Genomic DNA, 26,947 nt, shown 5'->3' with positions numbered 1-26,947 from the left:
GAGTGTCCTATGCGCGTAATGGCATCCCTGCTGTTCCTCAGTCTCAGTTCCGCCGCCCTCGCCGACACCCTGCCCAGTTTTCTCAACAGCAACGAAACCATCCGCAATCTGCCGGTGCCGAACCTGCCGGCCGACGCCTATCGCCCGAGCGCCACGCCCGTGCAGGTGCCGGACGCCGGTGCCGCCGCTGCGCAACCGCTGTTGATGGACACCAAAATCAATCTGCAAACCGTGCAGATCGAAGGCGGAACCCTCTACCCGCTCAACGAACTCGCCGAAATCTATAAGCCCCTGATCGGCCGGCAAGCCACGCTCGCCGAGCTGATCGAAGCCACGCGCAACATCACTCGACGCTATCAGCAGGACGGTTACTTGCTGTCCTACGCGTTCTTGCCCCAGCAGAATTTCAATGACGGCGTCGCGCGCGTGGTGCTCGTGGAAGGTTACGTGCGCGACATCCAGATCCAGGGCGATGTCGGCCGGGTAAAAGTCCTGCTCGACAAACTGGCGGCGAAGATCCAGGCCGAGCGGCCGCTGACCCGCAAGACCTTCGAGCGCTACACCACGCTGATGACGCGCATTCCCGGCGTGACGATCCAGGCCCAGGTGCCACCGCCCGGCACCACCGACGGCGCCACCACCCTGGTCGCCCAAGCCAGTCGCAAACCGTTCACCAGCACGCTGAGCACCACCGAAGACAACCGCAACGGCACCCAGGCCCTGCTCGGCGTCAGCAGCAATTCGCAAACCGCGATGGGCGAGCAACTGACCCTCAGCGGCCTGTTTCCACCGGGAGACGATCACGAGCATTACTACCGCCTCGACTACAACCAGTTCATCAATGACGAGGGCGCACAACTGGCGCTGTCGGCTTCACGCTACCGCGCAGACCCCGGCACCAATGTCCTGCTCGACAATGGTCTGCAACTCAAACCGCACCGCGAAAACGACCGCTACTCGATCGGTTTCAGCTTGCCGCTGATTGCCGCCTCCAACGAATTGCTGACGGCCGGCTCAAGGCTTTACGCGGTCAACGACAAGACCCGCTACAACGTGGTCGGCTTCCCGCTGAGTGTCGAACAACGCACCGACATCCGCGCCCTCGCCTTCGAGAGCGACTGGCGCAAGGCCGATGCCCGCCAACTGCGGATCCTCAGCGGCGGCGTGTATCAGGGCCTCGACAGCATGGGCGCAAAAACCAACAACAACGCCATCGACCTCGACTTCTTCCGCCTGCGCCTGTCCGGCGTGCAGAGCGACAAGTTCTTCGACAACTGGCAAGGGGTGCTGTCGGCCGCGCTGTACTGGAGCGACGACACCCTGCCCGACAGCGAGCGCGCGGTGTTCGGCGGGCAGAACTTCGGACGCGGTTATCCCGACGATCAAGCGTCTGGCGACAAGGGTTGGGGCGTGGCGTACGAGGTCAACTACAGCTTTAACCGCGACGGCAACTGGGTGCGCATCCTGCAACCGTATGTTGTGCTCGATCGCTCGCGCAGCTGGTTCAACGAATTGCCGGTACAGGCCAACAACCTGTCGTCAGCGGCAATCGGGCTGCGGTTTGGCGATGCCAAGTACTACAACATCGCACTGGAGGCGGCGAAGGCGATGTCGGATGAAGCGCTGGACACGTTCAATCGCCGGACGCGGTACAGCATCAGTTTCAGTTATCAGTTGTAAGCCGAAACACCCAGGAGGCTTCGGCAGCGGCGGGTGGCGTGTACAACCGGCAGAAATGGGTCGGATTTCAGGCCGCCTTCGCTAGCAGGCTAGCTCCCACAGTTGGACTGGGTGCATCCAGAGAGAGTGATCGGCTGTCGGGGCGACATCGCTAGCAGGCTAGCTCCCACAGTTGGACTGGGTGCATCCAGAGAGAGATTGATCGGCTGTCGGGGCGACTTCGCTAGCAGGCTAGCTCCCACAGTTGGATTGGGTGCATCCAGAGAGAGATTGATCGGCTGTCGGGGCGCCATCGCTAGCAGGCTAGCTCCCACAGTTGAATTGGGTGCATCCAGAGAGAGAGTGATCGGCTGTCGGGGCGCCATCGCTGGCAAGCTGGCTCCCACAGAAAAGCAAAATCAAGATCAAAAGATCGCAGCCTTCGGCAGCTCCTACACAGGATGAGCGTTAGCTCGGCTGCAGCTTTTGATCGGTAAGGCGACGTCGGAAGGCTGAGTGGAGGAATTGATCCGGGGGTGGGAGCGCAGCGACCGTTTGGCGCAGCCAAATGCATCGAGAGGAGGTGCAGCGAAGCAAACCGTAGGCGCTGCGCCCGGATCGATCCCGGAGCGAAGGAACCCCGAGCCCCAGCGAGCGGGCCGCACGTAGGAGCAAGCGTTTTTGGTTACTTTTGGCTAGGCCGGCATTCCGGGTGTTTGTCAAAAGTGACCCGCCGTAAGGGCGGAACCCTAAGTGGCCGTTACCGCAGCAACGGATATACCCCCCAATCACCCAGCAACATTACTCCGAGGTTTGGGAAACAAATTCTCCAGAGTCTCCAAAAGCCTCACGTGATAAATCGGCTTGCGAAAAAGATCCAGCACCTGCAACCGCAGCATATCGCTGACATCCTCCATATCCGCATGCCCCGACGTCACAATCACCGGCAGATGCTGGCGCGACGTATGTTCACGCAAGCGCTTGATCAACGACATGCCGGACTCCTCCGGCATGCGCAAATCAGTAATCACCAACGCGATATCCGGAAAGCGAGTCAGATGATGCAACGCCAGCTTCACCGACGTCGCCGTATGACAGACAAACCCCTCCCCCTCCAGCAACTCCGCCAGCTCCAGCAACGCGTCCTCTTCATCGTCAACCAGAAGCAACTGTTGCCGGGGCAGCGAGGGAGAATTCATGGGCAGTCCCTGAAAACTGAAAGTGAACCCGAGTGTAGCCCGACATCAGCCGGGCATTGAGCTTCGTTTCAGCTCAGGGGGACGGCGCAGGCGTCGTCGACACGGCCGTTCCACCCAGCGCCACCAGCAAGTTGTTGAACATGACCACCACACGGCCACCCACTGGCGTAACAAACACGATGACCACCACCGCGACCATCGCCACCACAATCGCATACTCGATGGCCGATGCAGCGTCATCATCGGCCAGGAAACTGCGAGCACGAATCATCAGGTATTCAAAGAGCATCGCCGTTCTCCTTGATCGTCAGGGCCTGGTCACGGCAGTGCCGCCCAGCCCGGTCAATATGTTGTTGAAGTAGAACAACACCCGATTACCGAGGGGGGTCACAAATGCCACAACCACAACGGCCACCATCGCCACTACGATCGCGTACTCGATAGCCGATGCAGCCTCCTCGTTTTTGAACAACAGACGCACTCTAGCCATCAAGTAATCAAGAATCATCTGGAACATACATCCACTCCTTCGCGCCTATGGCGCCGATGTCGCACTACAGCGGCAAGGTTCCACCGTGCCATTTGAGCATTGTCAACAAACCCCCGCCCAACAACTGTAAGAACGGATTAATCAGAAAGTATTAATCCAATCGTGTTTTTGCCATTGCCTGCTGTTAATTGGCCAAGACTCATACTTTCGTAAGTTATTTTCCTGTCAGTAATGGCGTTTTGGCTTGGATCAGCTAGCGTGGAAATAGCGAAATAGTTGCATGTTCATAGCTGCCAGATTGGGAACTTCTCTCGTTAGCAATAGCAGTGGGTAGTGCAGCAGGAAAGGGAGAGCCGTCATGAACAGTCGCGTCACCATGGGCCTTGCAGCCATCCTGTTATTGGGAGCCATTTTTGTCGGTTACTGGGGACTGGTACTCAGTCGTCAACCAGCGCCAGTCGCCGCCGCCCCCGTCGCCCCAACTGTCACTGTTGAAAAAACTGTCGCGATCGCCGAAGACCAGACCCGCCAACCCGTGGTGGTGCTGCTGCACGACGTGCCACCTTTCACTGCGCTGACCGCCGCCGATGTGGCGGTGGAAAAACTGCGCAGTGCACCGGCCGGCAGCTTGAGCACTGTCGATCAGGCCATTGGCCGCACACCTTGGCGGCACCTCAGCGCCGGCACTTGGCTGAACGATGAAAGCTTCACTGCGGGCGGCTCACTGGCACGCATGATTCACAGTGATGAACGCGCGCTCACCGTGGCCGTCGACGAAGTGATCGGTGCCGCCGGGCAACTGATTCCTGGCGATTACGTCGATGTCTTGCTCTACCTGCGCCAGGATTCCAGCAACCTCGAACAGTCGGCGCAGATCGTTTTGCCGGCCATGCGCGTGCTTGGGGTGGGTGACCAGTACGGCCTGACCAACGACGGCCAACCGGCCTCGCCGGCCCTGAGTGCAGACGAAAAACTCAAACAGGATCAACGCCGCATCGCCGCGCGCACCGTGGTGCTGGCGGTACCGGAACAACTGCTCAGTCGCCTGATGCTCGCCACCCAGGCCGGCACCTTGCGCCTGGCCGTACGCAGCAGTGAAGAACAACGCCTGGCCAAATACTGGGCCGGCGAAAAACAGTCCACGGCCCATCTCGACACCGCCAACCGACAACTCTTCCAGTTCACCCAACTGGCAATGGGCACCGCACCGAAAGCACCGTCCAGCGGTGGTTCCGGTGGTGCCGCACGGCCTGCCGTGGAAATTATTCGCGGCAACCAGATCACCCAACAAAACCCATGACTGCGCAAGGATCCAAGGGCATGCAGAGTCGTTTCAGGCCGACATTCAAACCCGTGCTGCGCGCCCTGTTACTGATGGGCCTGTCGATGGACGCCGCGTTCGCGGCAGTTGGCAATTGTTCGGCACTGGGGCGCATGCCGCCAGTGATCGAAATCGGCGAAGGATTTCAGCAGGACGTGCAGTCCCCCGTGGCGATCACGCGTCTGGCCATCGGCGACCCGAAAATCGCCGACGTCCACGCCAACGGCAGCTCGTCCTTTCTGCTCACCGGTATTGCGCCCGGCGCCACCAGCCTGATGGTCTGGACGTCGTGTTCCAGCGAGCCGCGCCAGAGCATGGTGTTCGTACAGGGCGCCGCCACCGCCGCGCTGAACAGCAGCCTGCCGTCGGATGATCCGAACCTGCCGTCGCAAGTGCAGACCGACATTCGTTTCGTCGAAGTCAGCCGCACCAAACTCAAGGAAGCCACCGCCTCGCTGATCGGCACGCGCGGCAACTTTCTGTTCGGTTCGCCCGGCACCCTGCCGCCGATTGACGGGGTGCCGCAGCCACGTCTACCGGTGGACAACTCACTGTTCAACTTCTCGTGGATCGGCGGCAAGACCATGGCGATCATCAACGCGCTGGAAACCAGCGGCTTCGCCTACACCCTCGCGCGGCCGAGCCTGGTGGCGCTCAACGGGCAGAGCGCAAGCTTTCTGGCCGGCGGTGAGATCCCGATTCCGGTGCCCAGTTCCGGCAGCGACAGCGTGTCGATCGAGTACAAGGAATTCGGCATCCGCCTGACCCTCACGCCCACCATTATCGGCCGCGATCGCATCGCGTTGAAGGTCGCCCCGGAAGTCAGCGAACTGGACTTCAGTAACGCCGTACAGATCGCCGGCACCACTGTGCCGGCGCTGACTATCCGCCGCACCGACACCAGCGTGTCGCTGGGCGATGGCGAGAGTTTCGTCATCAGTGGCTTGATCAGCACCACCAACAGCTCGCAAGTGAACAAGTTTCCCGGCCTCGGTGACATCCCGGTACTCGGCGCATTTTTCAAAGGCTCGCAGATCAAGCGCGAAGAGCGCGAACTATTGATGATCGTGACGCCGCATCTAGTGCAGCCATTGGCCGCCGATGCCCAGTTGCCGTCGTTACCCGGGGAAAAACTGCGCAATTACGATCCGAACTTCTATCGCATGTTTTTCCTTGAAAACGGCAACTTCGACAAGCGCAGCGGGTTATCCCAATGAGCCAGAATCTGAGCCAGACCTTTCTCGCCATTACCCGCAACAGCACCGATCTGGAGTGGCTGCAGGGCGCGCTCGCGCCGCTCGGCCAAGTGGTCAGCGCCGGTGGCGGCAGTCTCGACGAACTGCTCGCGCTGGTCGACGTCACTTTCGCCAGCCTGGTGTTCGTCGGCCTTGATCGCGAACACGTGGTCGCCCAGAGCGCGTTGATCGAAGGCGCGCTGGAGGCCAAACCGATGCTGGCGATCGTTGCCCTCGGCGACGGCATGGACAATCAACTGGTGCTCAATGCGATGCGCGCCGGCGCCCGCGACTTTGTTGCCTACGGTTCGCGCTCCAGCGAAGTCGCCGGCCTGGTGCGGCGTTTGAGCAAACGCCTGCCGCCCGTGGCGCCGAGCACACAACTGGGCGGCCTCACGGTCATGTATGGCGTGCAGAGCAGTTCCGACGGCGCGCTGCTGGCCAACCACATGGCCCTGGTCGTGCAAAAGAGCGGTCAGCAAACCTTGCTGCTCGATCTCGGGTTGCCGCGCGGTGATAGCCTCGCCTTGCTCGGGCTGGAGAGTTCGTTCCACTTCGGCGATGCCTTGCGCCACTTGCGCCGGCTCGACGCCACGCTGATCGACAGCGCCTTCACCAGCACCGAAGCCGGCCTTCGCATTCTCGCCTACGCCAGCAACGATGAGCCGCTGGAAAACACCAGCGCCGCCGAGCTGTACATGTTGCTCAGCGCCCTGCGTCAGCACTTCCAGCACATCGTCGTGAACCTCACCGGGCAGACCGACAGCGAGGCGTTGCGCACTTTCGTCAGCCATTGCGACAAGTTGCTGTGGTACACCGACCAGAACGTACTCAACTGCCGACGCAACCTCGCCGTGCTCAATCTGTGGCGTGAGAAAGGCATGAAGCTCGACCACGGGCGGCTGCTGATCGATCGCTACTTGAGCAACGTTGCGCCCAATTCGGAAACCCTCGGCAAGACGTTCAATCTGGAAGTGATCGCCACGCTGGCCCTCACTCCCGAAGTGCGCCTGAATGCCAAAAACCAGGGCGTCAGCCTGTTCGAACTGGCCCCGCGAGAAAAACTCACCCAGAGCCTGCGTACACTCGGTGAACGTCTGGCCAAACGTTCCGAGGGTCTGACCAAGCCTAAAGTGACCTGGTTCGACCGCTTGCGAGGCACCTCATGAGCGCAGAAAAACTCTTCGGCGCGGCGCCCCGCAGTGCAGCCGGCAATAGCGATCACGAAGGCCTGAAACTGGTGTTGCATCGCTACATCATCGACGCCCTCGAAGAGTCGGGCAAAAACTTGCTGGAAGGCTCACGCCAGCAACTCGCACAGTTCGTCACCGACAAAGTCGCCGAGTACATCGCCCGTTTGCACCTGGCGATTTCCCGCTACGAGATGGAGCGGCTGGCCGAAGAGATCGTCGACGAACTCACCGGTTTCGGCCCGCTGGAAGTATTGCTGCGCGATCAGTCGGTGACCGAAATTCTGGTCAACGGCCCGCACCGGGTGTTCATCGAACGCGACGGTGTGCTGCACCAGAGTGACCTGCGGTTTATCGATGCCCATCACGTCGAACGCGTGATGCAGCGCATCCTCGCACCGCTCGGGCGGCGCCTCGACGAATCCTCACCGATGGTCGACGCACGCCTGCCGGATGGCAGCCGGGTCAATGCGATCATTCCGCCGATTGCCCTCGACGGCCCGTGCCTGTCGATCCGCAAATTCCGCAAGGACATGCTTAAAAGCAGCGACCTGATCGCCATGCAAACCGTCGACCTGCCGATCTTCGAGTTTTTCCAGAATGCCGTCGGCAAGCGCTGCAACATCCTGATCAGCGGCGGCACCGGCACCGGCAAGACCACGCTGCTGAACATTCTCAGCCAGTTGATCAACCCGAACGAACGTCTGGTGACCATCGAAGACGTCGCTGAATTGCAGCTCGGCCACCCCCACGTGGTGCGCCTGGAAACCCGTCCGCCGAATGCCGAAGGCCACGGTGAAGTGAAGGCCAGCGACCTGATTCGCAACGCCCTGCGGATGCGCCCCGACCGGATCATCCTCGGCGAGATCCGCGGCGTCGAAGTGGTCGACGTACTCACCGCGATGAACACCGGCCATGACGGTTCGATGAGCACCGTGCACGCCAACAACGCGCAGGATGCGCTGCTGCGCCTGGAAACGCTGGTCGGTCTGACGGGCCGCTCCATCGCCGAACGCACATTACGGCAGATGATCTGCGCAGCCCTCGACGTGATCATCCAGTTGACGCGCATGCCCGACGGGCGCCGTTGCGTCAGCGAGGTCGTGGAAGTGGTCGGCATTCGCGAAGACGTCTACGTCACCAACACCCTGTTCCGCCTCGACCGCCGCAGCGGTTTCGGCTTCCTGCGCGAAGCCGTCAATCCGGCTGGCGACAAGCTGCGTCACGAGGCGTATCTGGGCTGACGGCAAGGAGCACCGAGCATGCTGGGACCGATCATTCTCATCGTTATCTGCCTGACGCTGCTGGGGCTGTCGATTCGCCTGTTTTTGCAGGGTCTGCGCAAGACCGCCACGGAAAAAGTGCTCAATCGACTCGCCGCCGGACAGCCGCAACTGGCGCCAGAAAAACCTGTGTGGGTCGGACTTGAACGGATGTTTCTGCGCGCCGGACTGGGCCGCCCGACCGAGCGTTTCGGCCTGTGGCTAGGTCTGTGGGCGCTGGCGATGGCGCTGGGCTTTTTGCTCGCCGACTGGATCGGACTGCTGCTGATGATCTTTATTCCGCCACTGGCGTTGCGGCTGTACATCGCCGTGCTCTACCAGCGCCGGATCAAACGCATGATCGAGCAACTGCCGCAGTTGCTCGATCACACCGTACGCAGCCTGAAGTCCGGGCGCACCCTGAGCGACGCGGTCATGGGCGGTATTGAAGCCAACGAAGATCCGCTGAAAAAAGCCATGGGCCGGGTGCAGCGCAACGTGCAACTGGGCGTCAATCTGCCCGACGCGGTCAGCGATTTCGCCGAGCTGTATGAACAGGACGAACTGCGCATGTTCGCCCTCGGCCTGAAGGTCAATCATCGTTACGGCGGCAACGCCAGCGAGCTGCTGGAGAACCTGATCAAACTGATCCGCGAACGCGACCAGGGCGCCCGCCAACTGCGCGCCCTCACCGGCGAAACGCGGATGACTGCCTGGGTGCTCGGTTCGCTGCCGTTGCTGCTGGTGAGTTACTTCATGCTGACCAACCCCGGCTACATGCTGGGGATGTGGAACGACGCCAGTGGTCAGCACATGTTGATCAGCGCCGCCGTGTTGCAAGTGATCGGCAGCCTCGCGCTGTGGCGCATGTTACGGAGCGTCTGACATGGTCTGGCTCGCGGCTCTTATGTTGCTGCTCGGTGCCTTGATGCTGGTGATCAATCACCTGCTGATGGAGCGCCGCCGGGTACGTCAGATCAATCAGCGCCTGCAAGGACAACTGGTGCGTGAGAACCGCTTCGGGAGCTGGTTGCGTGCGCTGGGCAGCAGCAAGTTCGGTCAGCGCTCGGTGAGCATCGACAGCGAAACCCAGACCCTGCTCAACCGTATCGGTTGGCGCCGCGCCAACGAACGGGCGCTGTACGCGGCATGCCAGGTGGGTACACCGTTGTTGACGCTGGGCCTGGCGATCTTTCTGCAAGAGGTGTTCTTCCCCCAGGCCGACAACCGCTGGCTGGTGCCGATGCTCGCCACCGGCGGTGGTTACCTGCTGCCCAAACGCGTGCTGGCCTACGCGGCGGCACACCGGCAGAAAATCATTGCCGTGGAGGTGTCGACGTTCATTCCGCTGCTGCGCATCCTCTTCGAGTCCGGCATGGCAGTGGAACAAGCCCTGCGGGTGCTCAGTATTGAAGCGCAAAAACTGTTGCCGGAACTGACCAGCGAACTGCGCCTGATCCTTGGCCGTGTCGACTCCGGCCTGGAACTCGGCCAGGAGTTGAACAAAGCCGCGGTGATGCTCGCCGTGGACGAATTCAGCGACACCTGCGTGATCCTCCAGCAACTGATTCAACAGGGCGGCGGCGCGATGAAATCGCTGCTGGCGCTCAAGCAGCTGCTGGATGACCGACGCCTGACCCGCCTGCAGGAATACATCTCGAAAATGTCCGCGAAGATGTCGGTGGTGATGATGCTGTTTCTGTTTCCGGCACTGCTGATCGTCCTCGCCGGCCCGGGCTTCACCGCGATAGCCCGGGCATTCGCAAACTGACCCTGCTCATGGAGAGCGTTTGATGAAAGTACTGATAGTCATGGCAAGTCTGTTACTGCTCGGCGGTTGCGCCACCGACGGCCAGGCACCCTGGACAGCGCTGCTGTCACCGACCAGTTGCAGCAAAATGACTCAGGAGCAGGAACTGGCCCTGAACCTTGCGGATGACCTGGCCAACGACGGCAAACTGCACGCCAGCCTGGCCAACCTGCAAAGCCTGCCGGACAACATCAGCGAAGTGCGCCTGCGCAAAGCCAAGGTCTACCGCCTGCTCGGCCGCAGCGAAGCCGAACCGTTGTACCGCGGCCTGCTCGGCGGCTGCCTGACCGCCGAAGCCGAACATGGCCTCGGTCAGCTCTACGCGGCTCGCGGCGACAACGGCCAGGCCCAGGCCCACCTGCAACGCGCCGCCCGCCTGGCCCCGACCGACGAAAAAATCCGCAACGACCTCGGCGTGGTCTACCTCAACCAACTGCGCCTGAACGACGCGCGCTTCGAGTTCCTCACCGCCATCGAACTCAAGCAGAACAATCAACTGGCGACACTGAACATGGTCACCCTGCTGCTGTACCAGAACGACTGGCCACAAGCCGCCGAAATCGTCAGCCGCGCCAAACTGACCCCGGAACAATTCACCGAAGCCCAGCAACGCGCGGAAAAACTCAAAGTCCCGGTCAAGGCCAAACCCGCCAGCGGCGATCAAGTCGCAGTCGTCGCCGATCCGCTGCCGTCATCGATCAAATAAGGAGACAGCCATGAATCCCCGCAAAGGCCTGTGCTACCTGACCCTGCTCAGCCTGCCCCTCAGCGCCGCCGCCATCGACGCCGGCCCCGCCTCGGCGCAACAACAGGAAACCGAAGGCTGGCTGGTCCTGCAAAGCCGCAACAAAGCCGCCTCACCCAAACCCCAGACGGCGACCGCGACCGAGCGCGACCTGGCGATGCAACGCTGGCTGAAGAAGTACAAATATGAGATTCCGGATTTTTATGATCCGGATGTGGGTGGGAAGATCGAGAGCAAGAATTAGTGATGTGGTGACCTTGCGAGCGCTTTCGCGAGCAGGCTCGCTCCCACAGGTGGATTGCATTTCAAAATGTGGGATCGTGCCGCTGGCGATGAACGATGACGCGGTGTGCCTGCCGGATCAGGCCTGCGGATCCACCCGATCCAATGCCCGGTTTACCGCCAGCTCAGCCAGCATGATGATCTGCTGAATCGCCAGCGCCGTATTGCGCTCGGGCCGGCCGAGCTGATCGGCAAAGTTACCCGCCAGGGTGTTGGCCGACGCCAGGGATTCGCAGGCATGGGCGAGCAGGCTTTCGGTATCGATTTTCGGATGAATGAGGAACATCGTACTGGGTTGGCGAGGTTTTGCAGGTTCGGGGCAGAGGTAGAAATCAAGCGCGCGTTTGATGGCCTCGCGGTTCTTGACGAGGTCGTCGGCGCGGATGGCTTCTTCGAGGGGGGTGAGGGGTTCGTGGGGTGGGTCGGGGATCAGTTTGTCCATAACAACTCCTACTTGGCTGAGGAGCCAACCTTTGTCGTTTCCACACGACAAAAGGTGGCAGCTGTACGCAGGGTGGAAAACCGATAAGTAGGCAACCGGCCAGACCGAAGCCTGCCCGCGCACAGCCGCCGCGACACAGTTTGCAGACGAAAGAAGACGCCGACAATCATTGCGGTAGCGATGCAACGCATCTACTTGAAATTCAGGTTTCCACACCCGGTCGCTGAATTGGCAGCGACAGCCAGAGACTAGATCGCGCACGTCCGACGGACAACCTGAAAACAGTGTGGGAAGGTTCCTGTTAATGGCCACAGAATTAAACAAATTCAAACTATCGAGGCACTGGGCCGGCCTCATCGCCAGCAGGCTGGCTCCCACAATTTAACCGAGTACATCAGGTAGAAACTGGTCGGCTGTCAGGCCGCCATCGCGAGCAGGCTCGCTCCTACCATTGGACTGAGTACATCAGGTAGAAACTGGTCGGCTATCAGGCCGCCATCGCGAGCAGGCTCGCTCCTACAATTGGATTGAATACATCAGGTAGAAACTGGTCGGCTGTCAGGCCGCCATCGCGAGCAGGCTCGCTCCCACAAAAAAGCAAAGCCCCCCACGCTGTGCTTCACCACCACTCAACAGGATGAGCGTTAGCTCGGCTGCAGCTTTTGATCTTGATTCACCGGCCGCGTCGGCAGGCTGAGTGGAGGGATTGATCCGGGGGTAGGCGCGCAGCGCCGTTCGACGAAGTCGAACACATCGAAAGGAGGTGCAGCGAAGCAAACCGGAAGCGATGCCCCCGGATCGATCCCGGAGCGAAGGAACCCCGAGCCCCAGCGAGCGGGCCGAACGTCAGGGCGCAGACCTTTTGGTTACTTTTGGGGCGTTTGCCAAAAGTGACCCGCTGTAAGAGCGGAACCGTCAGCAGCAACACCCGCAGAAACGGATATTCACCCAAAACCCCAAGAACCTGGTCGGCCCACAGGCCGCCAAGTCAATGCGCCGTCACCCTCTGCCGCAAAGCAGAAGCACTCGGCGACAGAGCCAAAGCCAACTGCGTCCGATTATGCATATGCGTCAACCGCAACACCTGCGAAACATAAAGCTTCACCGTGTTCTCAGTAATCCCCAACTCACAGGCAATCTGATAATTGGTCTGCCCTTTGCCCACCAATCGCGCCACATCCAATTGCCGCGGCGACAACTGATTGAAAATCTCCGGCATCTCCTGCGCATCAACCTCGACAGGCTCCCCCCCCAACACATCGCGGACTACCGCCGAAGGGCTACGCCGCACCTTGTCCAGATCCTGATAAAGGTCATCAATCGACTCAGACAGATACTGCAACTTCTGATTCAAGTGCCCCAATTGCAGATTTTTCTGCCGTTCCTGCAGCGCCGCCTCCTGACGCCGCACCCCGTCGAGCAACTCATCGAGATCAATCGGCTTCTGATAATAATCGGCAATCCCGGCACGCAACGCCTTGATCACATCCTGCTTGTCGGCACGCCCAGTCAGCATGATCGCCTCGAACACCCGATGCTTGCCCGCCAGCCGCTGCAATGCCTGAATCAACTGAATGCCGTCCATGTCCGGCATGTGCAGATCACTCAGCACCAGACCGATTTCCGCGTCCTCATTGAAACGCTCAATCGCCTGCAGACTGGATTCGCACGGCACACAGCGATAACCATTGCTTTCAAGAAATTCGCACAGCTCCTCCACGATCAACGACTGGTCGTCGACCACGAGGACTTTTACCGCAGACGTAAGCTTGTTCACGTGCTACTCCATGTCCCAGGCCAAAGCTGACCATTCCTGTACTGCCAGCCTTTGGCTGTATAACCCGTTCATTTGAAAGTAGACGCACTTTCCGACTATGTACATAGAACTAGTAGCGCTTGCTGACTAATGGATCCAAAGCACTACGAGCACTGCTCCGACCCACACGAACGGTGCAAATGGCAGCTTTTTTGACACGCCCGGCGCCAGATATCGCAGACGTTCTCTAAGCCCTTGACTCATATGAAGCCAGACTCTTGGCGCCAGCAGCATCCAGATCAGGCTGGCGACACCTGCGCCGATAAACACGCCAAGAATGAACAGACCGTCCGTCGCAAGGCCAAGGGCTGTCATTAATTTCACATCGCCGGCGCCCATGCGGCCCATGAAATAACCCGGCAGAGTCAACGCCAGCGCGATCAGGCAGGCCCAACCGCCCTGCCCCGCCTCAGCGCCCAGCCAAGTGTTGCCGGTCCACAACAGATAGATCAGCGCGAGCACCGCCGCACCGAGGGTCAGCCCATTGGCAATGCGTCGCTGGCGAGCGTCTTGCGCCGCGCACAGCCCCAGCCAGATCAGGAGGAGAAAACTGTACATCCGGTAAAAACCGTCCATTTTTGCGGAATGATTCTATGCTGATACTACGCAGTGACAGTCAGGGTAGACGCACTCATGAAAACCGGCTTTCGGAAGTCGCAAAAAGGTGCGGTGGCGATTGAGTTCGCCTTGGTGTTCATCATCTTTTTCGCCGTGTTTTACGGTCTGATCAGTTACAGCCTGCCCTTGGTGATGATGCAATCGTTCAACCAGGCCACCTCCGAAGCGGTGCGCCGCAGTGTCGCGGTCGATCCCAACACGCCCAACTATTCAACCGTGGTGATCAACACCGCAAATGCCACGCTGACCCAGCAATTGTCCTGGATCCGTCCGACCTTCAACCTGGTGGTCGGCGTTGACACCAGTGTCGAATACAGCGCGACGGGCCTGCTGACGGTGCAAGTGAATTACCCGGTCAGCAAGCTCAATCAGGTCATGCCGTTTCTGGTTCTGCCGGGCATCGGCACGGTACCCAGCCTGCCCACCTACCTGACCGCCAAGTCGAGTCTGCAATTTTGACGTCGGGAGACAAACTTTTCGGGCGTTTGCTCAAACGCACACCGCCCGCCGCCCATGAGTTGCCCGACCCACTCGGTTCACCCGCAACAGGCTTGCACCTGTACCTGAACGACGACGGTGACGTGCTGCAAATGGCCGGGCCGCTGCGGCATCTGCTAGCGCAGTTCAAGCCTCACGATCACCCCCTACCGCTGAGCGCCTATCTACTGCCGCACAGCACACTGACCATCGAAGGTCGACCAAGGGAGTGGCAGGGGCTTTTGCTGGATCTCGACTTCTGCGGTCTGGGCGAGCAGACCGTGCACCTGCGTGGCTGGGTTCAACCGCTTGGCGATGGTTGGCTGATGCAGTTAATCGACATCGCCGACTTGTTGCTCGAACGCCACCAATCGCGCCAGCGTGATGCCTGCCAATTGCTGGCCGGGCAGATCAGCGAACAGTTGCGCGCGTGCAGCCAGGCACGTTTGCCGGCGATCGTCAGCGAACAATTGCAAATGGTCGCCCAGCGCTGGCACATCCCTTGTCTGGCGCTGGCCTTGCTCGATGATGAGCAACAGGGTTGGCAGATCTATCGCCAGTATCGCGCCCACGATGCGCCGAATCTGTGGCAAGACCAGCAGCGTCTGGGCACGCCGCTGGACAGCCTGAACGGTGCCGCGCCGCAACGTGTCGGCACGCATCAGGGCCTGGATGAACATTCGCGGGTGCAGGTTCTGTTTGGCAGTGCCGAAGGTTTCGCAGTGCCGTATAGCGATGAACGCGGAGTGGTGGCCTGGCTGCTTTGCGGGTTTTATCCCGTGGACAGCGCCGCACCGTACCTGACCGAGCGCGACTGGATGGCACTGCTCGGTGCACTGGCCGGACCGTTACTCGGGCGCCTGCGCGAACAGCAGCATCACCTGCAACTGGAACGCATCGAATCGCTGCAAACCCTGCTCGGCACCGGCTGGTGGGAGATCCTTGCAGGCGACGACAACATTCAACTGGCGCCCGCGCTGGCGGCGGCCCTGAACGTGAACCCGGACGGATTACCGCTGGAAGACTGGCTGACGCAAATCCATCCCGCCGACCGCGACGAGTTGCGCAGCCGTCTGCAAGCTTTGCAACAACACGGTGAAGCCTTGACGCTCTCGGTGCGTCTGCACGGCGGCAATCCCGCGCAAGCGCCCACGTGGTATCGCGTACAGGGCCAATTGATTGGCAGCGGCGAGCACCGTCGGCTGGTCGGTTTCATGCTCGACATCAACGACATCCAGAACCAGCAACAACGGGCTGCCGCCGCGCATGCACGGCTGGACAACCTGATCGCCAGTTCGCCCGCGGTAATTTACGTCCAGCAATACTACGAAGGTGCGCTGATCCCGGCGTTCTTCAGTGCCAGCCTGCAACCCTTGCTGGGTTGGAGCCTTGAGGATTGTGGCGACGGCGCATTGGTCGAGATGATCCATCCCGAGGATCGCGACGTGTATTTCTCCCGCAGCCGCCAGTTGCTGCGCGAAGGTTCAGTGCGCAGCCGTTATCGTCTGCGCGACCGTCGCGGTGAGTATCACTGGCTGCTCGATGAAGCCCGTCTGCTGCGCAATGACCTCGGCCTGCCGGTGGAAGCGGTCGGTTTGTGGCTGGACGTCACCGAGGCGACCCTGGCGGCCGAACAGGTGAAAAAGAGTGAAGAGCGCTATCGGATTCTGGTGGAGGACTCGCCGGCAATGATCTGTCGCTATCGCCCGGATCTGATTCTGACCTTTGGCAACCGGCCGCTGGCGAAGTATCTGGAGTGCACGCCGGAGGAGCTGCCGGGGGTCGATCTGGGCAGCTGGATGTCCGAGGAACAACGTACGGCGTTCATCCAGCGCCTCGCTTCACTGACCGTGGAGCAACCGGTGAGCACCGCGGAAATCAGCCTGCAACTGCCCGGCAGAGAACATGCCTGGTGGGTGTGGTCCGATCGCGGCGTGTTCGATGAGCACGGCCAGTTGATCGAAGTGCAAGCGGTGGGCCGCGACAACACCGAGGTGCGCCGCTCGCAGCAGCAACTCACACAAAGCGCGAAAATGGCCACCCTTGGCGAAATGGCCACCGGCCTCGCCCATGAAATCAATCAGCCGCTGAACGTGATGCGCATGGCCATCGTCAACGTGCTCAAGCGCCTGGGCAACGGCGATGTGCAGGTCGACTACCTGACCGACAAGCTCAACCGCATCGATGCGCAGGTGCAGCGTGCGGCGAAAGTAGTCGATCACATGCGCGTATTCGGCCGACGTTCGGAGGTCGAACAGCAACTGTTCAACCCCGCCTCGGCCATCGAAGGCACGCTGTCGCTGCTGGCCGAAGGCATGCGCGGCAAAGGGGTGGACTTGCGCATCAGCGAGACCGGGTTCGAGGTCCAGGTACGTGGCTACGTCGATCAGCTTGAACAGGTGTTGATCAATCTGATGGTCAACGCGCGGGATGCGTTACTGAGCAAACGCGAGAAGGACTCAAGCTTCAAACCGTGGATTTCGATCTATGCCGAACGCGATGAGCAGCACGTGCGGCTCTGGGTCGAGGACAACGGTGGCGGCATCGATCCGCGTTTGCTGGAGCGGATTTTCGAGCCGTTTTTCACCACCAAACCCATCGGCGTCGGCACCGGGCTGGGGCTGTCGGTGAGCTACGGCATCATCGACAACATGGGCGGCCGGTTGAGCGTGCGCAACTCGGTGGAGGGTGCGCGGTTCTGCATCGAGTTGCCGGTTGCCGTGGACGCCTAGATCACCAGATAGGCCTTGCCGGTCTGGCCGCAGGTCATGTTGGCACCGACGTCGACATCCATCAGGTTAATGCCCAGACCTTTGAGCAGGTTGTTCAGCAGCGGGTCGAGCAACGGGCTGACCAGGTTGGTCACCACCGGCAGCAATTTGCTGGTGACATCGCTGATCAACGAGGCGACGCCGGTAACGATGGCCCCCAATGGATTGCTGCCCTGCGGTTTGTAGACGATCAGGTTGATCCCCGCGAGGGTGTTCGACAGGCTGCCGACGATGTTGTTGGTCGGCACGGCGGGCAGCACGCTCGGTGGTAGTTTGAGGTTGGCCGGGGTGGCGAACGGTGTGCCGCTGGAGAACACCAGATCCTGAGTGTTTTGCGCAACGCTGGTGTCGAGTTTGATCGCAATGCCGCCTGCGCCGTATTGCACGTGAGTATCGGGGTCGCAACTACCGATGCCGAGAATTTTGTGGCAGGTGACGATGCCGAGATCGACCAGCGGCAATGGCGCGACCGTGGGTTCGGCAGAAGAGGAGAATGCGTTGGTCGGATCGATCTTGCCTAGTTTGAGGTCGGCGATTGAGGTGATGGTGTGTGCCGTCAGACTTTTGCTGCCCGTGCTCCCGGTCGGACAACTGTAATCGGTGACATAACTCTTGGCGCCGCCGGCATCCAGAGCGATGTCGATTTGCGGCGACGGCAGCAGTTTAGGATCGAGCTGCTCGCACCCTGCCCCCAACAAACAGCCAATCGAGTTGAGTGTGTCTACCAGATTCAGGCTCAGCAGCGCATTGAGCGTCGGGGTCAACGCGCCGACCAATCCCAACACCGCATTGGTCAGCCCCGTGACCCCGGACAGCACCGGCAGACTCACCGACAACATCGTGCGCACCTGCGCCGTACGCACATAAATCCGGTCCGGCCCGGTCGGGTTGACCTTGGCCCGGGCCGGATCGCCAATGGCGGAAAACTGCGGCGGCTCGATCACTTTCACCCGCACCGTGACATTCGCCAGCCCCAGCACACTGACCGGCAACGTCGCCGCCACCGCACTCTTGCTGTTGGCCAGTTGCACCACGCCCTGAATCAGTTGCAGCAGTTGCAGATTGGCGTCCAGCCCGGCCGCAGTGGTACCGGTCTGCAGTTGCAGGATATCGCCGAGCTTGACCGGCGCCGCGTTGATTGCCGCGACCTGCAATTGGCCCAATGCGGTGATGACCTGGGCGGTCGCGCCATTGAGTTGCACCACCGTCGCTGCGGCCTGAATCAGTTGCGTCACCGTGGCCTGGGTATTGAGCAACTGCGTGTAGTTGCCGGCCGCGACGTTGAGATTGATCGCCAGTTGATCAAGGTATTTCAGCAAGTTGATGTCGGTGTTCAGCAGGCCATCCCAGCCTAGCGCAGTGAGATTGACGTTACCGCCGAGCAGCCCGGAAAACAGCGGATTGAGGATGTTCGACTGGGCGGTATCGATGCTCGTCAGCGCGCTGCGAATATTCAGTTGGGCGACCGTTGGCTGCGGTTTGGCGGCAACCGCCGAGGCGTTCAGCGTGGTATTGAGACTGACCGGTGTGCCGCTGAACAAGGCCTGTACACCGCCGGCGAAACTGGTGATCACCGTACGACTGGCGACAACTTTGACCGCAGCCATTTGCGTGGCATCCACGGCGAATGTGCGCAAACCGCTGGCGGCGGTCACCAGGGTGCCGCACGTGGTGGCGAGAGTGTTGCTGGCGTCGACAACATAGCCGTTGCGCACGGCGCTTTGTCCGGCGTAACTGGCGGCGCTCAGGCCCGGTTGGCAATCGCCGCCACGACTGACGGCTTCGAGGGCGGCGTTGTCCACCACCCGCTGCAATTTGCGTTGTTCCATGTACAAGCGGCCGGTGTCGACCACCAACAGCAGCATCACCACCGCCAGACTGAGGGTGGCCGCCGCCATCAAGCCAATCGCCCCGCGCTGCCGGGCCGGGCTGTTGAATCGCGAACGAGGCGACATGGCGCACTCCTTTGCCGCTAGCTCCATTGGTGCAACTGAGTGTAGACGCGCAATCCCCCGTAGGAGCTGCCGAAGGCTGCGATCTTTTGATCTTGGCCTCGAAAAAGCAAAATCAAAAGATCGCAGCCTTCGACAGCGCCTACAGGGGGGCGTCGCAGGGCCAAAAAATGGGAGCTCAAGGGCTCCCGTTTTTCCTGAACAGATTCAGCGCGGTGGATAGTTGGCCAGAATCCGCCCGACAGTCTCGCGGATGGCATTGCTGCGATCCTGCGGATTCGGCCTGCTGGCGAGCATTTGCTCATCGCTGCCGCGCCACACCAGTTTGCCGTCCTTGCCGTCGAGCAAATCGACCTGAATGGTCGCGACTTTGTAGGTGATGTTGCGCGTCTCGTTGTACATCGGCGCGCCCCAGTAACCATTCCACGGGCCACCCCAACCGCCGCCGTAATTGGTCGTCACTTGCTGCTGACGATCTTCGACGATCAGGTAGGTCTGCACATTCAGGTCAGCCTTGGCCCCCGCCGCTGCCGGGCGCAAGCCACGCTGATCGAGCTGGTCGGCAACGGCCTGGCGGATACGTTGCTCGGTCAGGTCGCTTTTGATTCGTGGATCATCGGGGCGATATTGCAGGGCGGGGTCTTTCCAGCTCCAGCTGCGATAGGCGGCAAAGTCGCGGCTAGCATCGAAGTCGTGGTTGACCTGGTTGGCCGCGCAGGCGCTGAGCAGCGCGGCCATGGCCAGTAAAGCGAGACGGCGGAACATGGTTTTTCTCCGGTTGAAGACATGAACCTGCGGCAGCTTCCCGTTGGCAGAAAGCTAACTCGGAGGATACGCCGACAGGGCCTTTTCCACAGCTTCGCGGATCGAATCGGTGCGATCGATTTCGCTGCCCTTGTTCGCGGTTTCGGCACTGGCACTCCAGACCGGTTGCCCGCTGCCGGCGTCGAACAGATTGACCTGCACCACCACAACCTGCTCGGAATAAGTACGCACGATCGGCACCGTGTTGTACATGCCATAACCGCGACCGTAGCGATCATAGCCGCCGTATCCACCGCCGTAGTAACCATAGTCGTCCTGGACCTGACGCAGACGGGTTTCCAGACGCAGATTGGCGCTGACCAACAGGTCGGCCGGGCGGTTGTCATGCAACGGGCGCAAACCGCGCTGATCAAGGGCATTGCTCACCGCTTCGGCGACTTGCGCCGAGTCCGCCCAGGCCGTGCCCGGCGGCAGTTGCCCGTTGAGCCAGGCCCAGCTGCGATAGCGCCCGTAATCACGCGGCGGCGCCGGGTACGCGCTGCGGTCAAACGTAGTGGCGGCTTGCGCTGGCGCCGGCGGCAAGGGCCGCGATTGCGCCACGTACGGGTTGCTGCTCTGGCAAGCAGCCAACCCCAGACAGATCAGCAGTAACCCGGATTGTGCTTTCATGTCGCGCTCCGATCAGATCGGCCGGCAGATCCAGTGCAAGTAGCGCCCAAGCCCGGCGAAGCTTGGGTGACGGCGGTGAGCGAGCTCCATCTCGAGCAAATCCGCGAGTTCGGCGCGGGCCTGGAATTCCACCGGCATGTAGTCATGAAAAACCCGGATCCCGCTCTGGGTTTCGACCCGCCACAAGCCTTCGAGTTGCGTTGCCAGTTCCCGTGGATCAAGGGGTTGCTGCGGGGTCAGGCTCTGCTTTTCCCCGGCCATGCTGTTCTTGCGCATTTTCTTGAAATGGCCTTTGAGCAGGTTGCGGTAAATCAGCGCATCGCGGTTGTAGAACGCCAGCGACAACCAGCCGTCGGGCTTGGTGAGTTGATGCAGCACCGGCAGGATTGCGTGGGGTTCGGCGAGCCATTCCAGCACGGCGTGGCAGATCACCAGATCGTACGGTTCAGTGAGCTGCCCGAGCAGTTCCTGCCACGATGCCTGGATGAACGTCGCCGTTTGCCCCGCGTCGGCGAAGCGCTGGCGCGCGCCTTCAAGCATCGGTGCGGCCGGCTCGGTGAAGGTCACCTCGTGACCGCGCTCGGCCAGCCACAGCGACATGTGGCCGAGACCGCCGCCAATGTCGAGCACCCGCAACGGGCGATCCGGCAGTGCCTCGATAAGGTCGGCCTGCAACACCGCGAGGCGAATCGCACCTTTGGCGCCGCCATAGATTTTTTCGGCGAACCGCGTCGCCAACTGATCGAAATGCCGGTCGCTCATCAGCTGAACCGCCGTTCGCTGTCGGCGAGCTTGGCGCGCACCACTTCATTCATGTCCAGCCCCAACTCGCTGCACAGCAGCAACAGGTACAGCACGATATCGCCGACTTCCTGCCCGGCGTGGGCGAGTTTATCGGCGGGCAACTGGCGCGACTGGTCTTCCGTCAGCCACTGGAAGATTTCCACCAGTTCGGCCATCTCGACACTGGCGGCCATGGCGAGGTTTTTCGGGCTGTGAAATTGCCGCCAGTCATTGCGGTCGCGAATGGCGTGCAGGCGTTCGGTCAGTTCAACAAGGTTCATCGGGCTCTCCTGAAGGCGTATAGCTTCGGGGGGATACGACCTGAAGGCAAGCAGCGCAGATGATCTATTGTGGGAGCGAGCCTGCTCGCGAAAGCGGTGTGTCATTCAACCCATCAGTTATCTGATCCACCGTATTCGCGAGCAGGCTCGCTCCCACACGGGATTGGTGCAAACCTTCTATCATGCAGGGAACTCGGCCACCCGCGTTGTGGCCCAAGGCTCAGCTCTTTCATCAGGATGCACACATGCAGGTAGAAAGCTTTTTCGAATGGCTTGGTCAGGCACTCGGCTCAATCATCCGTTTTATCGTCGATGGCCTCAGTGGCTTGTTCAACATTTTGAGCAATGCCGGTGGCAACTTTGTCGACGGGCTGGCCAGAACCCTGGGCATGGATACTTCGATCATCAGCATCATCGCCCTGATTGTCGGGCTGATGTTGTTATGGTCGGCGATTCGCGCGTTCATGAATGCGTCGATCATTGCCGGGATCATCTGGTTGTTGCTGGGGTTGTGGCTGCTTAGCTGGATTATTCACTGACACCACCGCCCTCTGTGGGAACGAGCCTGCTTGCGAATGGCCAGCACACCCGAAATCTGCGCCGACGGACACTTAGGCTTCGCGAGCAGGCTCGCTCCCACCTGGATCGCATGAATCGCTACAATCCCCGCTCCCCCAAGGAGCCCGCATGTCCAACCTGATCGCCGACTGGCGCGACCGCCCGACGCACCGCAAGGTCTGGGCACTCGCCGCGCCCATGATTCTTTCCAATATTTCCGTACCGCTGGTGGCGCTGGTCGACAGCACCGTCATCGGTCACTTGCCCCACGCCCATCAACTGGGCGCAGTGGCAGTCGGCGCCAGCCTCTATACCTTTCTTGCCTGGGCCATGGGCTTTCTGCGCATGGGCACCACCGGGTTTGCCGCGCAGGCCGCCGGACGCAGTGACGGTGCGGCATTGCGGCAGATTCTGTTGCAGGGCTTGCTGCTGGCGATGGGACTGGCGCTGGTGCTCGGCACGCTGGGCGTACCGCTGAGCGGCGTTGCACTGCACTTCATGCAACCGTCGGCGGAACTGGGTCAGCTCACCCGGGATTTCTTCCACACGCGGCTGTTCGGCCTGCCCGCCGCGCTGGCCAGTTATGCGCTGGTCGGCTGGTTCCTCGGCACGCAAAACGCCCGGGCGCCGCTGGCGATTCTGCTGACCACCAATCTGATCAACATCGTCCTCAACCTGTGGTTCGTCATCGGCCTGGACTGGGGCGTGGTGGGTTCGGCGCGGGCCTCGGTGATTGCCGAATGGAGCGGCGCCCTGCTCGGCCTGCTGCTGACTCGCAAGGCGCTGCGCGCGTACCCGGGGCACATCGTTTGGGCAGCGCTGAGAATCTGGCAGAGCTGGCGCCCCTTGCTGGCAGTCAATCGCGATATCTTCATCCGCAGCCTGGCGTTGCAATCGGTGTTTTTCCTGATCACCGTGCAAGGCGCGCGATTGGGCGATTCGACGGTAGCCGCCAACGCGCTGCTGCTCAATGGCTTGCTGCTGACCGCGCATGCGCTGGACGGTCTGGCCCATGCCGTCGAAGCCTTGTGCGGACACGCCATCGGCGCCCGTGATCGCCTGGCCCTGCGTCGCTCGCTGGTGGTCGCGGGCGGCTGGTCACTGATCGCCAGCCTCGGCTTTGCCCTGCTGTTTCTGTTGGCCGGGCACCTGTTCATCGAGATGCAGACCGACATCCAGAGCGTGCGCGACACCGCGTTCGTCTATCTGCCCTACCTTGCCGTGCTGCCACTGATTGCGGTCTGGAGCTACCTGCTCGACGGCCTGTTCATCGGCGCCACCCGCGCGCGGGAAATGCGCAACGGCATGCTAATCACCGTGGTGCTGTTATTGCCGTTCGCCTGGGCGCTGCAAGGTCTGGGCAACCATGGGTTGTGGATAACTTTTCTGCTGTTCATGGTGCTGCGCAGCCTGACCCTCGGCGCGCAAGCCTGGTGGCTCAAGCGCAACGATGGCTGGTTCAATGGCGGAGTTCACTGAGTCGGCGTATGCGCGATAAACCCGACCACCTGATCGAGCACTGGCGCCAGGTGCCGCAACGGCCGCGACAGAGTCGCCACCAAGGTTATGTGATTGGGCCGCGAGTAATACAAATCCTGCGCCGGCACACCGGCTTCGCGCAGCTTGCTGGCGAGACCGCCAGTGTTGCGCGTCGGGTTGACCAGATCATCCTCGCTCGCCGCTATCAGCAGGGCCGGTGGTGCGCCGCGCGTGACATGGTTGATCGGCTGCGATTGCGGCGGTGAGTCCGGCCAGAAAAACACCGGACGCACGTCAGGATTCTCGATCGGCAGAAAATCATACGGCCCGGCCAGACCGATCCAGCCCCGCACATCCCTGGTCGACATGCCTACCGCCTCAAGCCACTCGCCATCCAGCGCGAGCATCGCAGCATTGTATCCACCGGAACTGTGGCCCATCAGATACAAGCGCTGCGGGTTGCCGGAGAACTCGTGGATATGCGCTTTGGTCCACGCCAACGCCCGCGCACCGTCCTGCAGAAACAGCGGATAACGCACCTGCGGGTATAACCGGTAATCCGCCACGACTGCGACAATCCCCCGCGAGGCCAGCGCCTCGCCAACAAAGGTGTAGTCGTCACGCGCCCCGCTGTTCCAGCTGCCACCGTAAAAAAACACCACCACCGGCGCATCGGCCAGTGCGTGACGCGGTACATAGACATCAAGCTTTTGCCGGGGATCATCGCCATAAGCGATACCCGCCGTCTTGTCGTATGTGCGATTCGGGGTCAGCGCGTTGAGTACCTTCACGGGCGAGCAGGCGCTCAGCGCCAACAGTAAAAGGGCAACGGACATCACGCCGAGCCCATTGCGGAAAAAACCTGCCATAGGCGTTGAACCTCAACTCAAATTTGATCATCACGCCACTGGCGTCGCACATGCTCAAGCCGCTCTTGCTGAGTGAGGCCCTCCGGTGGCGGCACCAGCACGGCTCGCGGATGCAACAAGCGTAGCCATAACCAGGCGTCGAGCACTGTGCGATCGCTGAATCCCAGCGCCAGGCCTTGTTGAACATGGGAGGCCATCGTCGTGTAGTCGGTTCCCAGTGATTGACACCAACGCCAGATATGCTGCTCCAACAGGCAGGTTTGCAGACGTTCGCGCTGACGCCGAGTGAGGCTTTCCTCGACACTCAGTGGCTCGACAGCCAGCCCGGGGTTACGCAACTGCTGCCAGCCCTCACTGCCGATCGCGCGATCGGCCCACGTGCCGCCGAACCAGCGCAACTGGCGGATCGGCCCAAGCCAGCGGCTCAATTCAGCGGCATCGCAGGCGTCGAAAAAATAGCTCGCGGTCTGGCGGTTGTAATAGCTGAGCAAAGCCCGATGAGTCAGTCCGAACGAGACAGTGAGCATGCGCTGCAAATGACTCAGCAGCTCCTGCGCCGACGCTTCACTGGCGAGCAATAACCCGCGCCAGGTGTCCGGATCGCTATAACACAACGACATCAGTGCCGGGCAATTGCGCAAGTCGACCAACACCGGGCCGTATTCACACACCGGTTCAAACTCCGTGCCGTCGAACAGCCAGAAGCGCCGCTCATTGGCGAACCCCTGGCGTAAAATCGTCAATGCCCGCGCCGCATCCGGGCCATCCAGCAGCAACCACTGCGCCATTGGCTCAAGCGCCGCGCCACTCATGTTGCGCCGCGCTCATCAAGCGCGGTCACCAGCCGACAACTGCATACGGCTTGCGAGCAGTGGCTGAAACTGCCGCCGCCGGGGATCAGGCACAACAGCAACAACGGTGCGCCAGACGTCAGCAGTTGCTGCAAGCCTTGACTCACCAGCGTGTCCGGCAACGGTAACGGTGGCTCATCGGTTCTGTCCGCCATAGCGAGCGACGGCTGTAACACGCCGCTGATCATTGGCTGATCCGGGTCGCCTTCAAAGAAACTCACCACCACTTCGACACCCTCGCCCAGGACGGCCAGAGGCGCGTCGGCCAAGGCTGGCGCAAGTGGCAGCCAACAATGACTCGGCGCCGCCCCTTCGCCCTGATAAAGCCAGTCGAACTGCACCGCCACGGGTCTGAAACTGTCAGGCTGTGGCTCGTCCACCGTCACGACCCAGGCCCGTTGCAGGCTGTGCATACGCAGTCGCGACGGCGCAGTGGCCGCCAAGCTTGAAGGCAGTTGCAGCGCTGCAAACAGTCGGTTGCCATAAGGAAGGTCGAGCGATGGATCAGCGCTGTGCTCGATACGGGTCAGCAACCACTGGCGATTGCACTCGGCGAAAGGGTGCCCGGCCAATCGAAGCCAATGACCGCTGCGTAACGCCGCGAGATGACTGCGACCTTCGGCACTTTGTACCGGCCTTGAGTGTTGCAGCGCGGATTGCAAGGTTTCCTGAAATTGCCAATGACGCACGCCGGGCGACACGCTGTGAATATCAGGGGCGTTCCGATACAGCTCGGTGCCAGCCAATGGCAGTTGCGTCGGATCATCACCGAACACCAGGCAATGCCGGTCGGGCTCGTGTTCGAAAAAGTAGTGAATCCGCGCCTGTGCGCACAAGCGCTGGAGCAGTTGCAGATCGGATTCGCGGTATTGCGTGCAGAACGTGCGGACGGGGTAATCGCCGTGCAATTCGAAGCGTCGCTGGGCACCGACAATTCCGTGTTCCCTGAGCACCTGATCGATGATCTGTGGCACCGAACGGCCACTGAAGATGCGCTGGCTGATACGCAGGTCGAGACAGCCTAGTTTCGGCCCCAGACGGATCCGGCACAACCTTGAGCCGTGCCCGTGTTCGTGCTGGACAAGGCTTTGCAATTGCCCGTGCACACCCTCCCCCGCCGCCCCGAAACACAGGAACGCCGAACGGTAAAGCAGGTCAGCCAGGTCGAGTTGCGCATCCTCGATCAACACATCGATCTCGAATGAAAAAGGCTCGCTGAGGGCTTCGCTACCGGTGAAGGCCAGGACTTCGAAAGGATCGGACAGGCCCGCTACATCGAGACGAAACGAGAACTCGTTGGCTTGATCGAACATAGGCGGATCTCTACAGGAGGGGCGGTCGGGGATTCTCGCCGAGAGCCATGGCCGAGTAGAGTGCCGAAGTACAACTTAGGAAATGACCTACGCGAAAAGCAGACCGGATG

General features: G+C 61.0%; 27 protein-coding genes. 13 read left to right on the top strand and 14 right to left on the bottom strand.

Annotated features, from left to right (window positions below):
* Positions 1-9: 9 nt before the first annotated feature.
* Complete coding sequence (locus tag BK670_RS02660; RefSeq protein WP_123448492.1) at positions 10-1,680, top strand: ShlB/FhaC/HecB family hemolysin secretion/activation protein; 1,671 nt, start codon at positions 10-12, stop codon at positions 1,678-1,680.
* Between the two features lie 767 nt (positions 1,681-2,447).
* Here the strand turns inward: BK670_RS02660 and BK670_RS02655 are convergent.
* From BK670_RS02655 to BK670_RS02645, 3 genes are all read right to left on the bottom strand, one after another.
* Positions 2,448-2,858, bottom strand: a complete 411-nt coding sequence (locus tag BK670_RS02655) for a response regulator (RefSeq protein ID WP_123448491.1) — start codon at positions 2,856-2,858, stop codon at positions 2,448-2,450.
* Between the two features lie 73 nt (positions 2,859-2,931).
* Positions 2,932-3,147 carry a Flp family type IVb pilin gene (locus tag BK670_RS02650; protein WP_123448490.1) on the bottom strand — a complete coding sequence of 72 codons (216 nt, stop codon included), beginning with the start codon at positions 3,145-3,147 and terminating at the stop codon, positions 2,932-2,934.
* Positions 3,148-3,165: 18 nt separating this feature from the next.
* A complete protein-coding gene (locus tag BK670_RS02645; protein WP_259697515.1) occupies positions 3,166-3,375 on the bottom strand; it encodes a Flp family type IVb pilin in 210 nt (69 codons plus the stop codon).
* Positions 3,376-3,706: 331 nt separating this feature from the next.
* On the opposite strand from BK670_RS02645, the gene cpaB reads away from it, so the two are divergent.
* From cpaB to BK670_RS02605, 8 genes are read left to right on the top strand one after another with little or no spacing between them, the layout of a single operon-like run.
* Positions 3,707-4,648, top strand: coding sequence for a Flp pilus assembly protein CpaB (gene cpaB / locus BK670_RS02640; protein ID WP_123448489.1), 942 nt, complete (start codon positions 3,707-3,709; stop codon positions 4,646-4,648).
* 20 nt (positions 4,649-4,668) lie between these two features.
* Complete coding sequence (locus tag BK670_RS02635) at positions 4,669-5,886, top strand: type II and III secretion system protein family protein (protein ID WP_123448488.1); 1,218 nt, start codon at positions 4,669-4,671, stop codon at positions 5,884-5,886.
* Positions 5,883-7,073 (top strand): CpaE/TadZ family protein, encoded by a 1,191-nt coding sequence (locus tag BK670_RS02630; protein WP_123448487.1) that lies wholly within the window; start codon positions 5,883-5,885, stop codon positions 7,071-7,073. The genes BK670_RS02635 and BK670_RS02630 overlap by 4 nt, the downstream gene beginning before the upstream one ends.
* The gene (locus BK670_RS02625) at positions 7,070-8,338 is read left to right on the top strand and encodes a TadA family conjugal transfer-associated ATPase (protein WP_123448486.1); all 1,269 of its coding nucleotides are present in this window, start codon (positions 7,070-7,072) and stop codon (positions 8,336-8,338) included. The genes BK670_RS02630 and BK670_RS02625 overlap by 4 nt, the downstream gene beginning before the upstream one ends.
* 18 nt (positions 8,339-8,356) lie before the next feature.
* Positions 8,357-9,241, top strand: a complete 885-nt coding sequence (locus BK670_RS02620; RefSeq protein WP_123448485.1) for a type II secretion system F family protein — start codon at positions 8,357-8,359, stop codon at positions 9,239-9,241.
* A 1-nt stretch (position 9,242) separates the two neighbouring features.
* The gene (locus tag BK670_RS02615; protein ID WP_123448484.1) at positions 9,243-10,127 is read left to right on the top strand and encodes a type II secretion system F family protein; all 885 of its coding nucleotides are present in this window, start codon (positions 9,243-9,245) and stop codon (positions 10,125-10,127) included.
* A 22-nt stretch (positions 10,128-10,149) separates the two neighbouring features.
* Positions 10,150-10,872 (top strand): tetratricopeptide repeat protein, encoded by a 723-nt coding sequence (locus tag BK670_RS02610; RefSeq protein WP_123448483.1) that lies wholly within the window; start codon positions 10,150-10,152, stop codon positions 10,870-10,872.
* A 10-nt stretch (positions 10,873-10,882) separates the two neighbouring features.
* Positions 10,883-11,155: a DUF3613 domain-containing protein gene (locus tag BK670_RS02605; RefSeq protein ID WP_123448482.1), complete on the top strand. Its 273-nt coding sequence runs from the start codon at positions 10,883-10,885 to the stop codon at positions 11,153-11,155.
* Between the two features lie 117 nt (positions 11,156-11,272).
* Here BK670_RS02605 and BK670_RS02600 read toward each other — a convergent pair whose 3' ends face one another.
* The 3 genes from BK670_RS02600 to BK670_RS02590 all read right to left on the bottom strand — a co-directional run bounded on the left by BK670_RS02600 (position 11,273) and on the right by BK670_RS02590 (position 14,009).
* Complete coding sequence (locus BK670_RS02600) at positions 11,273-11,635, bottom strand: DUF6124 family protein (RefSeq protein ID WP_123448481.1); 363 nt, start codon at positions 11,633-11,635, stop codon at positions 11,273-11,275.
* Positions 11,636-12,623: 988 nt separating this feature from the next.
* Positions 12,624-13,412 carry a response regulator transcription factor gene (locus tag BK670_RS02595; protein WP_123448480.1) on the bottom strand — a complete coding sequence of 263 codons (789 nt, stop codon included), beginning with the start codon at positions 13,410-13,412 and terminating at the stop codon, positions 12,624-12,626.
* A 126-nt stretch (positions 13,413-13,538) separates the two neighbouring features.
* The gene (locus BK670_RS02590) at positions 13,539-14,009 is read right to left on the bottom strand and encodes an A24 family peptidase (RefSeq protein ID WP_185036717.1); all 471 of its coding nucleotides are present in this window, start codon (positions 14,007-14,009) and stop codon (positions 13,539-13,541) included.
* Between the two features lie 75 nt (positions 14,010-14,084).
* On the opposite strand from BK670_RS02590, the gene BK670_RS02585 reads away from it, so the two are divergent.
* On the top strand, positions 14,085-14,528 hold the full coding sequence (locus BK670_RS02585) for a TadE/TadG family type IV pilus assembly protein (protein WP_123448478.1): 444 nt from the start codon (positions 14,085-14,087) through the stop codon (positions 14,526-14,528).
* Positions 14,525-17,278 carry a PAS domain-containing sensor histidine kinase gene (locus BK670_RS02580; protein ID WP_123448477.1) on the top strand — a complete coding sequence of 918 codons (2,754 nt, stop codon included), beginning with the start codon at positions 14,525-14,527 and terminating at the stop codon, positions 17,276-17,278. Before BK670_RS02585 ends, BK670_RS02580 begins: the two co-directional genes overlap by 4 nt.
* On the opposite strand, the gene BK670_RS02575 is transcribed toward BK670_RS02580, so the two are convergent.
* The 5 genes from BK670_RS02575 to BK670_RS02555 all read right to left on the bottom strand — a co-directional run bounded on the left by BK670_RS02575 (position 17,275) and on the right by BK670_RS02555 (position 21,767).
* Positions 17,275-19,272, bottom strand: a complete 1,998-nt coding sequence (locus BK670_RS02575; RefSeq protein WP_123448476.1) for a pilus assembly protein TadG-related protein — start codon at positions 19,270-19,272, stop codon at positions 17,275-17,277. The genes BK670_RS02580 and BK670_RS02575 overlap by 4 nt on opposite strands.
* A gap of 204 nt (positions 19,273-19,476) precedes the next feature.
* Positions 19,477-20,034 carry a DUF4136 domain-containing protein gene (locus tag BK670_RS02570; protein ID WP_123448475.1) on the bottom strand — a complete coding sequence of 186 codons (558 nt, stop codon included), beginning with the start codon at positions 20,032-20,034 and terminating at the stop codon, positions 19,477-19,479.
* Positions 20,035-20,088: 54 nt separating this feature from the next.
* Positions 20,089-20,703 carry a DUF4136 domain-containing protein gene (locus BK670_RS02565; protein ID WP_123448474.1) on the bottom strand — a complete coding sequence of 205 codons (615 nt, stop codon included), beginning with the start codon at positions 20,701-20,703 and terminating at the stop codon, positions 20,089-20,091.
* 12 nt (positions 20,704-20,715) lie between these two features.
* Positions 20,716-21,465 carry a methyltransferase gene (locus tag BK670_RS02560; protein ID WP_123448473.1) on the bottom strand — a complete coding sequence of 250 codons (750 nt, stop codon included), beginning with the start codon at positions 21,463-21,465 and terminating at the stop codon, positions 20,716-20,718.
* Positions 21,465-21,767 carry a MazG-like family protein gene (locus BK670_RS02555; RefSeq protein WP_016771852.1) on the bottom strand — a complete coding sequence of 101 codons (303 nt, stop codon included), beginning with the start codon at positions 21,765-21,767 and terminating at the stop codon, positions 21,465-21,467. Before BK670_RS02555 ends, BK670_RS02560 begins: the two co-directional genes overlap by 1 nt.
* Positions 21,768-22,012: 245 nt before the next feature.
* Here BK670_RS02555 and BK670_RS02550 point away from each other — a divergent pair, with 245 nt between their 5' ends.
* Both BK670_RS02550 and BK670_RS02545 read left to right on the top strand, forming a co-directional pair.
* Positions 22,013-22,306, top strand: a complete 294-nt coding sequence (locus tag BK670_RS02550) for a hypothetical protein (RefSeq protein WP_122599647.1) — start codon at positions 22,013-22,015, stop codon at positions 22,304-22,306.
* 148 nt (positions 22,307-22,454) lie between these two features.
* The gene (locus tag BK670_RS02545; protein WP_123448472.1) at positions 22,455-23,804 is read left to right on the top strand and encodes an MATE family efflux transporter; all 1,350 of its coding nucleotides are present in this window, start codon (positions 22,455-22,457) and stop codon (positions 23,802-23,804) included.
* On the opposite strand, the gene BK670_RS02540 is transcribed toward BK670_RS02545, so the two are convergent.
* From BK670_RS02540 to BK670_RS02530, 3 genes are read right to left on the bottom strand one after another with little or no spacing between them, the layout of a single operon-like run.
* Positions 23,798-24,673 carry an alpha/beta hydrolase gene (locus BK670_RS02540; protein ID WP_123448471.1) on the bottom strand — a complete coding sequence of 292 codons (876 nt, stop codon included), beginning with the start codon at positions 24,671-24,673 and terminating at the stop codon, positions 23,798-23,800. The two genes, BK670_RS02545 and BK670_RS02540, sit on opposite strands and share 7 nt — an antisense overlap.
* Before the next feature lie 17 nt (positions 24,674-24,690).
* A complete protein-coding gene (locus BK670_RS02535; RefSeq protein ID WP_123448470.1) occupies positions 24,691-25,485 on the bottom strand; it encodes a DUF4123 domain-containing protein in 795 nt (264 codons plus the stop codon).
* Positions 25,482-26,837, bottom strand: coding sequence for a type VI secretion system Vgr family protein (locus tag BK670_RS02530; protein ID WP_123448469.1), 1,356 nt, complete (start codon positions 26,835-26,837; stop codon positions 25,482-25,484). Before BK670_RS02530 ends, BK670_RS02535 begins: the two co-directional genes overlap by 4 nt.
* Positions 26,838-26,947 lie beyond the last annotated feature (110 nt).

This window comes from Pseudomonas fluorescens, assembly GCF_003732425.1.
GTDB lineage: Bacteria > Pseudomonadota > Gammaproteobacteria > Pseudomonadales > Pseudomonadaceae > Aquipseudomonas > Aquipseudomonas fluorescens_BE.
This window is presented reverse-complemented; position numbering and strand designations above follow the sequence as displayed.